This window comes from Galbitalea soli (assembly GCF_010686725.1).
Lineage (GTDB): Bacteria > Actinomycetota > Actinomycetes > Actinomycetales > Microbacteriaceae > Galbitalea > Galbitalea soli.
Genome location: NZ_JAAGWZ010000001.1, coordinates 770,345 through 784,801 on the forward strand (window position 1 = coordinate 770,345; position 14,457 = coordinate 784,801).

Here is a 14,457-nt window from a genome sequence, read left to right on the forward strand (position 1 = left end):
GTTCCTTCAGTTCTGCGGGTTCTGCCAGTCGTAGTTGCGCGTGTACGAGCGGCCGTTCGAGGTGATGGTCACCGAGATGTTGGGGAAGTCCGTTCCTCCCGTGCCGATCTCGGTCACATCGCAACTGCCAATCTGCGTCATCGGCTGGTCACCGTCACCGCAGTTGTAGGTGACCGAATCGTATCCGGCGCCGGCGGGTGCCGAGGTCCAACTCCACGTTGCGGTGATCGGCGCGCCGGGGTTGCCGGGGTCCGGCGGGTTCTGCGTGAAGCTCAGATCACCGAGGTGACTGTTGTCGACGGGTACCCCCACCTCGAAGTACGCCGACCAGTCGCGACTGCACAGGGTGGGCGCGCCCGGGTAGGTGGTGCAGGCCTTCACGCGCACCTGCACGTCGACGCCGTACTGCGAATTGTCGCTCGTCGTGAGGAACGCGGATGATCCGATCGGCAGTTGTCCGTAGGTGCTGCCGTCGACCCCGTCGCCGTTCAGCTGGTACAGGAACTGGTCCGGCGTCGTCTGATTGGAGTTGGGGATGTTCAGGCTGCGGAGCACGAAGTCCCAGGTGTTGTCGCCGCTGTCCTGCGGCCGACTGCTCGTTCGGATGTCGGAGACCGTGCCGGGGCGGGCGTACGGCGTCGCGGTGACGACGGCGCTCGCCGAGCATCCCATGCCGTTGAAGGCGAACACCACGAAGTTGTACTGCTGGGCCGAGTCGAGGCCGGAGAAGCCCGTCTGCGTCGCCGTGCCCACCTCCTTGACCGTGGCGTCGTTCGCGGTGACCGTCGCGGATGCCGCGGGCAGTGCCGAGCCGACGAGCGCGCAGCTCGGGGCGGTCGACCCGGTCGGCCAGACCGCCGCGAAGTAGTCGCTGATGCCGCGGCCGTTGTCGGTGAAGGCGCCGTCCCAACTCAGCGTCGCGGTCGTACCGTCATCGGTGCTCGCTGCTGCGTTCGGGCTCGCGGCCTTGATCGGCGGACCGGCCGGATGCCCGGTGCCGGTCGCCCGCGTCCAGTTCGCGAGGTCGGCGGGGGCGGCGTTCCGGGCGCTCACCGAGTAGGCGACGCTCGACCCGTTGGCGATGCCGGGATCCTGCACGGTCGCGCTGTACGCGGTGCCCACGGCATCACCCGGAGAGACGGGGATGTCCTGGGAGGCCGCACCGTCCACGTTCACGACGTAGTGGGTGATCGGTGAGCCGGCGTCGGAGCCCGCGGGCTTGGTCCAGGTGATCCGGATGCCGTGGTCGAGCGGCGAGGAGGCGAGGTCTGCGGGGGGCGGCGGCACGACATCCGACCACGCCGATCCCGCGAGCGAGGCCGGGTCGGAGGTCCCGATCGCGTTGGTCGCCGTCACGGCGAGGCGCACGGCATTCGCGGGGCCGTTGCCCGGGGTGGCCACCTGACACTGCGCCCCGCTGCACTGGGTGGTGGAGATCGGAGCGCCGGTCGTCGCGTTCGTCTCGATGACGGCGTATCCGGTGATCGGTGAGTTGTTGAAGGCCCCGCTGTTCCAGGCGATCGTGAGCCGGCCGTCGCCGAAGTCGGTGACGCGCACCGCGCTGACGGGGTCGGGGCGGTCCTGGACGGAGATCGTGACCGAGCCCCACACGTAGCGGGCGGGATCGCCGGTCGCGTCCGCGACCTCGTACTGCAGCGTCGTGTCCACCGGCTGGGCGGCGGCGCTCACGGCGACGGTCAGGCGGCTGTTGTCGGCGCTCGGCGTCACGGTGACCCCGGGCGGCAGGCTCGCGCCGTCGATGCCACGAATGGCGATCACACGCAGCGGCTCCCCGGGGAACGGGTTGGTCGCGGCGTCGTTGGCGAGAACGTCGACGGTGGTGGAGGCACCCCGGCGCGCGATCGCGGTGTCCGGTGCGGGGGCGGCGAGCGGTCGGGTGGACCCCACGACGGCGAGCGTCAGCCGACCGGCGGTGCCGGCGGAGAGTTTGTCGCGCACGGCGATGGTCGCGGTCGAGACCGTGCCCTTCACCGCGCTGTCGTTGGCGCGGATGGTCAGCTTCTGGCCGCTGAGCTGGGTGGTGAATCCGACCGGCAGTGGCGCGAGCACCGCGTAGCTCAGCTCGGCGAGGTCGTTGAGGTAGGGGTAATTGGTGAGCTTCACGAGGTCGATCGTGACCTGCTGCCCGGGCTCGAACTCGAGCGAGGCGCCCTCGAAGGTGGGGGGCTGGTTGTCGCGGGGCAGCACGGTGATCGGGAGCACGAGCACCGACTTCCGCCCGTTCGGATCGGTGGCGGACTGGCCGTCGGTCACCTCGAACGAGATCGAGGCCTGTCCGAAGTACCGCGGGGCCGAGGTGAAGGCGAGGGTGCTCGGCCCGACCACCAGATCGTCGCCGTTCGCGTGCGTCGCCCGCACGGTGCTCGTGTCGGTGAGCCGCACCTGCTTCCCGCCGACCGCGATCACGTACTGGTTCAGGTCGATGATGAGGCGGGCCTCGCTCTTCACCGTCAGCGCGGGGGCGTTTCGATTGATCTGCGGCAGGGCGTCGTCGGTGCCCGGCACCCAGATGAAGGCGTAGCTGAAGACGTTCGGGTCCTTGGGGTGCGTCACCTTGAAGGGGATGATCTGGCTGTGGGCCGTGACCTTCACCTCCACGCGCTTGGTCGGGAGCACCTGGGCGACGTCACCGAAGCCCGGGTAGATGGAGAGTCCGAGATCGCGCGACGACCCGTCCGCGAAGAAGACGTTCGCGAGCACGTCCACCGTCACGCTCGTGCGATCGAGGATGTCGGAGAGCGTCAGCACCGTGTCGCTCGCGACCGGGAAGGCGAGCGGCGCATTCGGGTCGACGGTGACGCGCACGAAGTTCGAGCTCGTGCCGCCCGTGTCGTTGGCGATCGTGTAGAGCACCGCGTAGTCGCCGGGCGCGGTGGGTGGGGCGATGGCGACGATGTTGCCCTTGATGACCGCGCGGGTCACCTTGTCGGTGGGCGCCACCGAGACGATGTGGAGGGGTCGGCCATCCGGATCGGAGTCGTTGGCGAGCACCTGGACCGACACCGTGACGCCGGGGCGCACGGTGACCGAGTCGACGCGGGCGACGGGGTTTCGCGTGCCGTCGAGCTTGGGACTGATGCCCACCCGCACGGTGCCGGTCGCCCGTGCCCCGAGCGCGTCGATGACGGTGTACTCGAAGCTGTCGGTTCCCGCCGAATAATCACCGGCCTTGTAGGTGATGGAGTCGGAGCCCACCGAGGTGACCGAACCCTTCTCCGGGTTCGTCTCCTGCCCGAGCAACTGGACGGTGTCGCCGTCGGGGTCGATGCCCTGCAATGGAATGGGGATCGTCACCGTGGCACCGGCGAGCGCCCGCGCGACCACGGTCTGCGGCACGGGCGGGTTGTTGGTGTTGAGATCGACCTCGCGCACGGCGATGTGCACCTGAGCCCGCGCCGATTGGCCGTCAGGCCCCTGAATCTCATAGACGGCGGTGTAGTTGCCCGGCTGCTGGGGCGCGAGGTACCGCAACACCCGACCGGAGGCGAAGAGCAGGCCCGCACCGCGGGGCAGGTTCTGGGGCAGGGTCGGCACGAGCGTGAGCGGGAGGCCGTCCGGGTCGACGTCGTTCGCGAGCACCGGGATGTCGATGGCGGCGCCCACGCGCACCGTGATGCTGTCGTCGTTGGCCACCGGCGGCTGCAAGACCGCCGGATTCGGAATCTGGATGACCGTGATCGTGCCCTGCGCGTCCGCGAGCCCGTTGCTGATCCGGTAGCCGAAGCGCACGGGGGCTTTCAGAGGCGCGGTGAGACTCACCCGCACCACGCGCTGGTCGAGCACCTCCGCGTTCACCCCCGCGTCCGCCGCGAGGCCCTCGATACCGGTGACGAGCAGCACTCCCCCCGCAGGATCGATGTCGGAGTCCGCGACATCGATACGACCGGTCTGCAACGCGGCGACGAACATCGTCTTCGGGATGGTGATCGGCTTCGTGTTGGGGTCCGGGGGCGCGATGACGTCGACGCGCACGACGCCCGTCACCGACTGAGTGCCGTCGGTCACCACGTAGTCGATGTAGTGGGTCGTCAGCTGGGTGCTCGTGAACTCGAAGGTGCCGGCCTCGTAGCTGGGGCGGATCGTCACCCCGGCCTTCGCGGGCACCGAGTTGAGCCGGAGCTGACCGGTTCCCCCGCGCACGTGCGCCAGCGGGCTGATGGTGATGTTTTGCCCGGCACTCGCCACCACGATGAAGGGGTCGGCGATGATCGGCACCCTGCCCGCAGCGCGCACCGTGACCGCGAGACTCCCGGTGCCGACGGCGCTGCCGTCGGTGACCGAGAGCGCGACGGTCTTCACGCCCTGCCGGGTGCCGCCGTCGCTGAAGCTGAGTTGCCCACCGGGCTGGAAGGTGACGCTGTCGGGGTCGGCGGTCGAGGCGTTCGAGAGGTAGAAGGGGTCCCCGTCCGGGTCGATCCAGTCGCCCAGCACACTCGTGGTGACGCGACCCCCCGCCGCGACGAGCGACTTCGTGGTTCGCACCTGCCGTGGCGCCGAGTTCTCGGAGGGAGTGCGGATCGCGACCGTGACCTGCGCCGAGGCGGTCCCACCCCTGCCGTCGCTGATCGTGTACCGGAACGACACCGAGCCGCTCGCCGTCGGCGCGAGGGTGATCTGCAGGCCCTGGTTCTGGTTAATGACGTCGAGGTGCCCGACCTTCGCGCTGATGTCCGACACCGAGGTGATGGCGAGCACGTCGCCGTTCGGGTCATAGTCGTTGAGCAGCACGGGAAGGGGGCTCGTGCGGCCGGGGCGGGCGCCGAGCTGGTCATCCACCGCCACCGGCGGCAGCTGCTGCTTCTCGACGACGGGAGGGGTGTCCTCCTGCTGCTGGTTCTGCTGCTGCTGTTGCTGCTTGGGAACGATCAGCTCGGCCCAGTTGTCGATGACCTGCGCCGAGTCCTGAACCGCCCAGGTGACCCCGGAGCGCGCATCGCTGAGCACCACACGGGCGCCGTTCGCCGAGAAGGAGAGCCGGGCATCCCCGGGAATCGAGGCGAGCGCAAGGGTGACGCCCGCGCTCGTGTCGGCCGCGCACCGACGCCAGGCCTGACCTCCCGCCCACGCCGCATAGGCACAGCCCCCGCGCACGAGGGGTGCGGCCGGGGCGCCGGACTGGCCCACGGTGCGCGAGGTGGGCGACGACCCGTCGAAGGGAACCGAGATGAGTCCCGCGGTACCCGCGATGAGCACGCTCGAGCCGGTGGAGCTCGCCCGCTGCAGCACGGGCCCGGTGCCCGCCGGTCCCCCGGAGATGTCGAGGGACTGACCCTTCGTGTAGACGCGTCCGGCGCGGGCGTCCAGGAGCGCCCACTGGCCGGCAACGGAGGTGATCGTGATGGGATCGTCGGTGGAGATCGTGACCGGATCGCTCGAGAGCACCGCGGTGGAGACAGCGGGGTCGACTCGGAGCACCTGCTTCGTCGCGGGGGCGTAGGCGAACAGCATCCCCGCGTCGTCGACGCTCACATCCGCGCCCGGCCCGAGGCTCAGCGCCGCGGGCGACTGGGCGTCGAAGGTGGCGACGTCGCTGAGCGGGCTCACCCAGACCTGACCGGTGGACTTCGCCACGATCACCACGTTCTCACCGGAGAGGAACACCTCGGGTGCGCCGGGCGGCAGCGGCACCGAATCGCGCACGGTCGAGGTGGCCGGGTCGATGATGTCGAGCTTGCTGTTGGAGTTGTCGACGAGCAGCACGGTCGCGCCGTTCTGGGCGACGCTGAGGTCGCCACCCGCCGCCGAGACCACCGAGTTGAGGGAGTGGATCGTGGTGTTCGCGCGCCCCACCGACTGCAGGGAGTCGTTGACCACCCAGACGGAGGAGTCGTTGAGGTCGAGCTGCTGCGCCGTGTACCCCGTCGACACCACGGCGACGGCCGCGATGACGGCGGCAATAACGGAACCGCTCGTCGCGGTGGCGACGAGCGATCGATGCGAACTGAACCACTGCCTGATCATGCGCGGGGGTCAGCTCCCGACATCCACGCACTTTTGCCCGCTGGGCGTGCCCGTCTTGCCGTCGCGCACCACCGTGACGACGATGCAGACGCGGTCACCCGCCGAGGCATCGACAGAGAACTGCGCGATGCGCTGGTTGCTGGTCTGGCCATCGCTCGTCGTGATCTCGTAGGAGTCGCGGTCGCCGATGCCGGGGTCGGACCAGCTGAAGGTGACGGCGCGCACTCCCCCGCCGGACACCTTGGCGGTGATGTCGGAGACGGTCGGGATGCCCTGGTCGCCGGCCTTGATGAGCACGAAGGTGGCGGTCGCGGCGAGGCCGATCGCGAGCACGACCACCGCGAGGAGCACCCAGGTCAGCGTGCGCATGCCGGAGCCGCCCGCCGGCCGGGAGGTCGAACTGCGCTGCGCCGACGCCGAGTCGCGGATGACCGTCCCCACGCCCGCGTACTCCCCGCCCGCGCGCCGGCGCCTCCGGCGCTTGTTGGTCGTCTGCGCACTGATCGCGCCGGTCACTCCGCGGATCCGCGTCTTGTCCTCGAGATCGGCGACGGTGGCGAGCGCCCAGTCGTCCATCGCGACCTCGATCGGGGTCTGGGCGAGACCCAGCTCGGTCTCGACCGCCTGCAGCGAGCGGACGAGCTCGAGGACGCTCGCGGGGCGGTTCTTCGGCGACCGCGACATCGCCTGCGCGAGAACGCGCTCGAGACTCGCCGGAACGTCGGCGCGCCCGATCGGCTGCGGCTTGGCCCGGTTGATGCGGGTCATGAGATCGGACGACTTGTTGGAGTCGCCGGGCACCTCGAAGGGCGAGCGCCCGGCGAGCAGCGAGTACACGGTCGCGGCGAACGACCACACCTCGGACTCGATCGACCCGGGGGTCTCGTCCATGAGCACCTCGGGGGCCGACCAGGGGATGGACATCCCGACCATCTCCTGCTCTCGCGACTCGGCGATCGACGCCGCGATCCCGAAGTCGGCGAGCACCGGGTGCCCGTAGGCGGTGAGAAGGATGTTGCTCGGCTTGATGTCGCGATGGAGCACCCCGGCGCGGTGGGCCGTCTCGATCGCGCTTCCGATCTTGACCGCGATGCGCAGAACCTCCTCGACGGGGATCCGCTCGGCGCGATACCGGTGGCTGAGCGCGGAGGAGCAGAGCTCCATCACGAGGTAGGGCCGGCCATCCGCCGAGACGCTCGCCTGATAGACCGTGAGGATGGCGGGGTGCGAGCTGAGCTGGGCCATGAGGTTGGCCTCGGCCTGGAACATCTGCCGCACCTGGTCGTTGACGACCTCGCTCAGCATCACCTTGACCGCGACCTGCCGTCGGGGCATGTTCTGCTCGTAGAGGAACACGTCGGCGAAACCGCCGGAACCGAGCACGTGAATGTGCGAGAAACCGGGAAGGACGGGAGGTTGCGAAGGAAGGCGACGCGCCACGAATACCCCCTCGCCGTCAGACGGATTTCCCCATTGTAGGCAGGTGATCGTGCCCTTAGACCGAGGTTCCCCCCGAACGGGGGGCCGTGGAATGCAGCTCGAATTCGCTCGGCGCATCGACCACGTCGAGCACGATCGTGGTGATGTTGTCGCGCCCTCCTGCCGCGAGCGCGGCGTCCACGAGCGCGTGCGAGGTCTCGGTCGCCGAGAGGCCCGCCGCCATGTGCAGACGGATGCGCTCGTCACCGAGTTCCTTGGTCAGCCCGTCGGAGCAGATGAGGAGCCGGAACCCGGGACGCAGCGGCAGCATCCAGTAGTCGGCGGTCGGCGGCATGTTGAACCCTACGGCCCGCGTGATGACGTTGCTGTCGGGATGGTGCTCGGCCTGTTCCCGGCTGATCAGGCCCTGTTCCACCATCTCCTGCACCACCGAGTGATCGACCGTCACCTGGCGCAATTCGTTGCGCTCGAACTGGTAGACCCTGCTGTCGCCGATGTTGAACACCGCGAAGTACGGCTCCCCGGCCTGCAGGGTGAGCACCGCCCCGGTGACGGTCGTTCCGACGCCGAGCTGGCGCTCGTCGCCCACCTGGTCGATGTCGTCCGTCGCCTTCTCGAGCGCGCGGTCGATCGACTCGGTGGTCGCGAACCCTTGCGAGATCACCTCCGCGAGCCGGGTGACGACGGCCGCACTCGCGAGATCGCCCGCGGAGTGACCGCCCATGCCGTCGGCGACCGCGAACACCGGCGACTGCGCGATGTAGCTGTCCTCGTTGGCGGCACGCCGGTGGCCGGTATCGGTCGCCGCCGCCCAGGTGAGCCGGATGATCGCATCGGAGCGTCCCGGCATGGCGAGTTCGTACCCGGCGGCACTCCCACCGATTTCGGTCACGAGGAGCCTTCCTGGATGTGGGCGGGCGGTTCACCGGGTGCACGGAGCTGCAGCGGCAGGATCTCGATCACGTTACCGTCTCCGATGTCGACCAGGGTGCCGGGTGTGACCACGACCGACTCGCCCTGGCGCAGTTTGTGCGGCGCGACGCCCGGCGGGAACACGGTCGAGCCGTTGGTCGACCGCATGTCGGTGATGACGACGGATGATCCGAGCTGCCGCAACTCCACGTGCGTGCTCGACACCTCATGTCCGGGCGAGGGCACACGCACGAGTCGCGGCATCTGCCCGTGCACGATGCGAGGGCTGCTCGGCCGACGACCAACGTAGGAGACCGCGTCGAGCCACACCACGGTGCGACCGATCCGGTAGCGGAAGAAGGGCCGGGCCTGCTCCTCCTGCACAGGGATGGGCGCCGTGTCGGCCTGCTCGATGAGCTGCGCGGGCTCGCGTCCCGGCACCACCGTGTCGTCGAGGTCGCCGTCCGCCGGAAGAATCGGCGCCACCATCGGCCGCCGCGGGGCGGTGACGGTGTCGTCGAAGTCAGGGTCCACCTGCCGATTATCGCCTGTTCCGCGACGAATCGTCAGCCGATGTAGCTCATCACGTGTTTGATTCGCGTGTAGTCGTCGAAGCCGTAGGCCGAGAGGTCCTTGCCGTAGCCGGAGTGCTTGAAGCCGCCGTGCGGCATCTCGGCCACGAGCGGGATGTGCGTGTTGATCCACACGCAGCCGAAGTCCAGGTGCTTGGCGAAGCGCATCGCGCGGGAGTGGTCCTTCGTCCAGACGCTCGAGGCGAGTCCGTACTGCACGCCGTTCGCCCACTCAAGCGCCTGCGCCTCGTCGCGGAACTTCTGCACCGTGATGACCGGCCCGAAGATCTCGTTCTGGATGGCGTCGTCGTCCTGCTGGAGGCCGGAGACGATGGTCGCCTCGTAGAAGTACCCCGTGCTGCCCTGGCGGTGGCCGCCGAGCTCGATGTTCGCGTGCGAGGGCAGGGCATCCACGATGCCGGAGACGCGCTCCAGCTGGTTGGCGTTGTTGACCGGGCCGAACAGGATGTCATCGCGGTCGGGGGTGCCCGTCTGCGCGTTCTCGCGCGCCCAGGCCACCATCGCGGCGACGAACTCGTCGTGGATCGCCTCGTGCACGATGACCCGGGTCGCCGCGGTGCAGTCCTGACCCGCGTTGAAGTAGCCGGCGATGCCGATGCCCTCCACGGCCGCCTCGATGTTCGCGTCGTCGAACACGATCACCGGGGCCTTGCCGCCCAGTTCGAGGTGAACGCGCTTGAGGTCGTTGGCCGCCGAACGCGCGACCTCCATGCCCGCGCGCACCGATCCCGTGATCGAGACCATCTGCGGGATCCGGTGCTCGATCATCGCGGCGCCGGTGGTCCGGTCGCCCGTGATGACGTTGAGCACGCCCTTCGGCAGGAACTCCGCGGCCACCTCAGCCAGCAGCAGGGTGGAGGACGGCGTCGTGTCGCTGGGCTTCAGCACCGTGGTGTTGCCCGCGGCGATGGCCGGCGCGAACTTCCACACCGCCATGTTGAGCGGGTAGTTCCACGGGGTGACCTGACCGATCACACCGATCGGTTCGCGGCGGATGAACGAGGTGTGGTCCTTCATGTACTCGCCGGCCGACTTGCCATCGAGGTTGCGTGCGGCGCCCGCGAAGAAGCGGATCTGGTCCACCGAGAGCAGGATCTCGTCGGCGACGAGGCTCGCCCGCGGCTTGCCCGTGTCCTGCGACTCCAGGTCGGCGAACTCCTCGGCGCGCGCCTCCATCGCGTCGGCGATGCGGAAGAGCGCGAGCTGGCGCTCGGCCGGGGTGGACTCGCCCCAGCCCTCGAACGCGTCCGCGGCGGCGCGGAAGGCGGTGTCCACGTCCGCCGCCGAGGAGACGGGCGAGGAGGCGTAGCTCGACTCGGTCGCCGGGTCGATGACGTCGAAGCTGGAGTCGGCGTTCGCGTCGACATATTCGCCATTGATGAAGTTCCGAAGGATGCGTTCGCTCATGCGACGATCCTAGCCATTGGATGCGCGGCCTTCTAGGCTTTAGACCACTGATTTCGATGGTCAAATGGCAACTCACGTTCGGATTCCCTTGTGGCCAACCTGATCGACTGACAGAATCGAACCATGAGTGCGGCAGGACGAAGCCCCGGCGCGAAGCCGATCCAGCTCGACGACGTCTCCAAGGCGATCATCGAGCAACTCCAGAGCGATGGCCGACGCTCCTACGCCGAGATCGGCAAGGCGGTGGGTCTCAGCGAGGCCGCGGTGCGCCAGCGCGTGCAGAAGCTCACCGACTCGGGCGTGATGCAGGTCGTCGCCGTCACCGACCCCATGCAATTGGGCTTCTACCGGCAGGCAATGATCGGCGTCCGCGTGACCGGCGACACCACCTCTGTGGCCGCGGCCCTGGGAATGATCCCGGCGGTGGACTACGTCGTGCTCACCGCGGGCAGCTTCGACATCCTCGCCGAGGTCGTCTGCGAGAACGACGAAGACCTGATCGACCTGCTCAACAAGAACATCCGCGCCATACCGGGCGTCGCCTCCACCGAGACGTTCGTCTACCTGAAACTCGAGAAGCAGTTCTACAACTGGGGAACACGATGACTACAACCGAACAGCCCGTCACCACCTTCGCGGGCGAGACCGAGATGCAGCAGAAGGCGAAAGACCACCTCTGGATGCACTTCGCTCGCCAGTCCGTGATGGAGGACGGTGCCGGCGTGCCCATCATCACCAAGGGCGAGGGGCACCACATCTGGGACTCGAAGGGCAAGAAGTACTTCGACGGCCTCTCCGGCCTCTTCGTCGTGAACGCCGGTCACGGGCGCCGCCGCCTCGCCCAGGTCGCGGCCAAGCAGGCCGAGGAACTCGCCTTCTTCCCGCTCTGGTCGTACGCGCATCCCTCCGCGATCGAGCTCGCCGATCGCCTCGCCTCCTACGCCCCGGGCGACCTCAACCGGGTGTTCTTCTCCACCGGCGGCGGCGAGGCGGTCGAGACCGCCTTCAAGCTCGCCAAGTACTACTGGAAGCTTCAGGGCCGTCCCACCAAGCACAAGGTCATCTCGCGGGCCGTCGCCTATCACGGCACCCCGCAGGGCGCCCTCGCGATCACCGGCATCCCCGCGATGAAGGAGATGTTCGAACCGGTCACCCCCGGTGGCTTCCGGGTGCCGAACACCAACTACTACCGCGCCGAGGAGATGGGGTTCACCGGCACCGAGGAGCAGTTCGGCGTCTGGGCCGCGAACCGGATCGAGGAGATGATCCAGTTCGAGGGTCCCGAGACCGTCGCGGCCGTGTTCCTCGAGCCCGTGCAGAACAGCGGTGGCTGCTTCCCGCCGCCCCCCGGCTACTTCCAGCGCGTGCGCGAGATCTGCGACAAGTACGACGTGCTGCTGGTCTCCGACGAAGTCATCTGCGCCTTCGGTCGCATCGGCCACATGTTCGCCTGCGACGCCTACGGCTACGTGCCCGACATGATCACCTGCGCGAAGGGCATGACGAGCGGGTACTCCCCCATCGGCGCGACGATCGTGAGCGACCGTCTCTACGAGCCGTTCAAGCACGGGCAGACCTCGTTCTACCACGGCTACACCTTCGGCGGTCATCCGGTCTCGTCGGCGGTCGCGCTCGCGAACCTCGACATCTTCGAGGAGGAGGGTCTGAACGAGAACGTGCGAACCAACTCGCCGATCTTCCGCCAGACGCTCGAGAAGCTGCTCGACCTGCCGATCGTCGGCGACGTGCGCGGCGACGGCTACTTCTTCGGCATCGAGCTCGTGAAAGACAAGGCGACGAAGGAGACCTTCGATGACGCCGAGTCCGAGCGACTGCTCCGCGGATTCCTCTCCAAGGGACTGTTCGACGCGGGACTCTACTGCCGCGCCGACGACCGGGGCGACCCCGTCGTGCAGCTCGCGCCCCCGCTGACCATCGGCCCCGCCGAGTTCGACGAGATCGAGGGAATCCTTCGCAGCGTCCTGACCGAGGCCTGGTCACGCCTCTGAGCGACCGGGACTCACGAGGATGACCGTCGCGACCGACTACCGCGCCCTCTCGTTCTGGCATGCCACCGTCGCTGATGACCTGACGCCGCGGCCCGCCCTCCCGGGTGAGCTCTCAGTCGATGTGGCGATCATCGGCGCCGGACTCACCGGACTCTGGACCGCGTACTCCCTGCAAGAACGCGATCCCACCCTGCGGATCGCTCTGCTGGAGAAGGAGATCGCGGGTTTCGGCGCCTCGGGGCGCAACGGCGGCTGGTGCAGCGCCCTCTTCCCCCGCTCGACGGCGTCGCTGGAACGCTCACACGGACGGGACGCCGCGCTCGCGATGCGACGCGCGATGATCGACACCGTCGACGAGGTGGGCCGTGTGGTTCTGGCCCAGGGCATCGAGTGCGACTTCGCGAAGGGCGGCACCGTCGCCTTCGCCCGCACCGAGGTGCAGCGACGCGCGGCCGACGACGACGTTCGGGAGGCCGAGCGCTACGGGGTCGACACGCTCGTGCGCCGTGACGACGGAACGTGGGATCCCAACTGCGCCCGACTGCACCCCGCGAAACTCGTGCGCGGGCTTGCGCGCGTGGTCGAGGCCCGGGGAGCGACCATCTACGAGCAGACGGCGGTGACGGGCTGGGCCGCGGGCCGGGTCGAGACACAGCGGGGCTCGGTGCGGGCGGGGGCGGTCATCCTCGCGACCGAGGGCTACGGCGCGAGCCTCGCGCAGACCCGGCGGGATGTCCTGCCGCTGTACTCCCTCATGATCGCGACCGAGCCGCTCAGCGACGCCGTCTGGGAGTCGATCGGCATCGAGCACGGCCAGACCTTCACCGACTACCGGCACCTCCTCATCTACGGCCAGCGCACGGCCGACAACCGCTTCGCCTTCGGCGGCCGCGGGGCGCGCTACCACTGGGGCAGCGCGATCCGGCCGGAGTACGACCGATCCGAACGCGTCTTCGCGCACCTGAAGACGGCGCTCGACGAACTGTTCCCGCAGGCCCGCTCGGCCGCAGTCACCCATCGCTGGGGCGGGCCGCTCGGCGTGCCCCGGGACTGGCACGCGCACGTTTCCTTCGATCCCGACACGCGCATCGGGCGCGCGGGCGGATACGTGGGCGACGGGCTGTCGACGACCAATCTGGCGGGACGAACGCTCGCCGATCTCGTGACGGGGGCCGAGACACCGCTCACCGCGCTCCCCTGGGTGGGGCATCGATCTCCGCGCTGGGAGCCGGAGCCGTTGCGCTTCCTGGGCTCGAACGCGGGCCTCCTCGCGATGGAGGCCGCGGATGCCGAGGAGCGGCTCACCCGCCGCGCCTCGGTCACGGCGCGCGTGATGGGGCCGCTCACCGGTCACTGACCCGCGTGGAGACGACCCGTGCGGGTCCCTCGCGACCCGCCCAGATGAACGGTGGATTAATTTTGGTGACATGTCACCAAAATCGGGAATAGAACCCGAATGGATGCACTTGCATGGTGTTATGACAGCGACAACCACTCACCCCCAGTACGCCGTCGGCACCTGGAAGCTCGACCCCACCCACTCGGAGATCACCTTCTCGGTGCGCCACCTGGCGATCAGCAAGGTGCGCGGCTCGTTCCGCACCTTCGACGTGACCGTCGAGACCACCGCCGAGGGCCAGGTCACCGTCGAGGCGACCGTCGACATCGCCTCGGTCGACACCAACCAGAAGGATCGCGACAACCACCTCCGCACGAGCGACTTCTTCCTCGTCGAGGAGTACCCCACGATGACGTTCCGCGGATCCGACATCGCCATCGACGGCGACGACTTCACCCTCGCGGGTGAGCTCACCCTCCGCGGTGTGACGAAGCCCGTCACCCTGCGCGGCGAGTTCGGCGGCATCGTCACCGACGGCTACGGCCAGACGAAGGCCGGCGTGACCGCGAGCACGAAGATCAACCGCAAGGACTTCGGCGTCAACTGGAACGCGGCCCTCGAGGGCGGTGGATTCACCCTCGGCGACGACGTGACCGTGAACGTCGAGATCCAGCTCGTCCTGCAGTAATCCCCCTGACCGACATGGCCCCCGCTGCGTGCAGCGGGGGCCATCGATCGTTTTGGGCGGTCGTGCGTGACGAACCGCCACGGAGGC

9 protein-coding genes are annotated in these 14,457 nt (G+C 68.7%); 4 read left to right on the forward strand and 5 right to left on the reverse strand.

Annotated features, from left to right (window positions below; genetic code table 11):
• Window positions 1–6 precede the first annotated feature (6 nt).
• The 5 genes from G3T37_RS03615 to G3T37_RS03635 all read right to left on the reverse strand — a co-directional run bounded on the left by G3T37_RS03615 (window position 7) and on the right by G3T37_RS03635 (window position 10,334).
• Window positions 7–5,982, reverse strand: a complete 5,976-nt coding sequence (locus G3T37_RS03615) for an Ig-like domain-containing protein (protein WP_163472087.1) — start codon at window positions 5,980–5,982, stop codon at window positions 7–9.
• A 9-nt stretch (window positions 5,983–5,991) separates the two neighbouring features.
• Window positions 5,992–7,365 (reverse strand): serine/threonine-protein kinase, encoded by a 1,374-nt coding sequence (locus G3T37_RS03620; protein WP_338401168.1) that lies wholly within the window; start codon window positions 7,363–7,365, stop codon window positions 5,992–5,994.
• Between the two features lie 112 nt (window positions 7,366–7,477).
• A complete protein-coding gene (locus G3T37_RS03625; protein WP_163472089.1) occupies window positions 7,478–8,314 on the reverse strand; it encodes a protein phosphatase 2C domain-containing protein in 837 nt (278 codons plus the stop codon).
• Window positions 8,311–8,868: an FHA domain-containing protein gene (locus G3T37_RS03630; RefSeq protein WP_338401169.1), complete on the reverse strand. Its 558-nt coding sequence runs from the start codon at window positions 8,866–8,868 to the stop codon at window positions 8,311–8,313. The genes G3T37_RS03625 and G3T37_RS03630 overlap by 4 nt, the downstream gene beginning before the upstream one ends.
• Window positions 8,869–8,900: 32 nt before the next feature.
• A complete protein-coding gene (locus G3T37_RS03635) occupies window positions 8,901–10,334 on the reverse strand; it encodes a gamma-aminobutyraldehyde dehydrogenase (RefSeq protein WP_163472090.1) in 1,434 nt (477 codons plus the stop codon).
• A 123-nt stretch (window positions 10,335–10,457) separates the two neighbouring features.
• On the opposite strand from G3T37_RS03635, the gene G3T37_RS03640 reads away from it, so the two are divergent.
• From G3T37_RS03640 to G3T37_RS03655, 4 genes are all read left to right on the forward strand, one after another.
• On the forward strand, window positions 10,458–10,940 hold the full coding sequence (locus tag G3T37_RS03640; RefSeq protein ID WP_163472091.1) for an Lrp/AsnC family transcriptional regulator: 483 nt from the start codon (window positions 10,458–10,460) through the stop codon (window positions 10,938–10,940).
• Entirely contained in the window at window positions 10,937–12,343 is a 1,407-nt protein-coding gene (locus G3T37_RS03645) for an aspartate aminotransferase family protein (RefSeq protein ID WP_163472092.1), read from the forward strand. Before G3T37_RS03640 ends, G3T37_RS03645 begins: the two co-directional genes overlap by 4 nt.
• A gap of 19 nt (window positions 12,344–12,362) precedes the next feature.
• Window positions 12,363–13,700: an NAD(P)/FAD-dependent oxidoreductase gene (locus tag G3T37_RS03650; protein ID WP_163472093.1), complete on the forward strand. Its 1,338-nt coding sequence runs from the start codon at window positions 12,363–12,365 to the stop codon at window positions 13,698–13,700.
• Window positions 13,701–13,821: 121 nt separating this feature from the next.
• Window positions 13,822–14,370 carry a YceI family protein gene (locus tag G3T37_RS03655; RefSeq protein WP_163472094.1) on the forward strand — a complete coding sequence of 183 codons (549 nt, stop codon included), beginning with the start codon at window positions 13,822–13,824 and terminating at the stop codon, window positions 14,368–14,370.
• The last annotated feature ends 87 nt before the right edge of the window (window positions 14,371–14,457 follow it).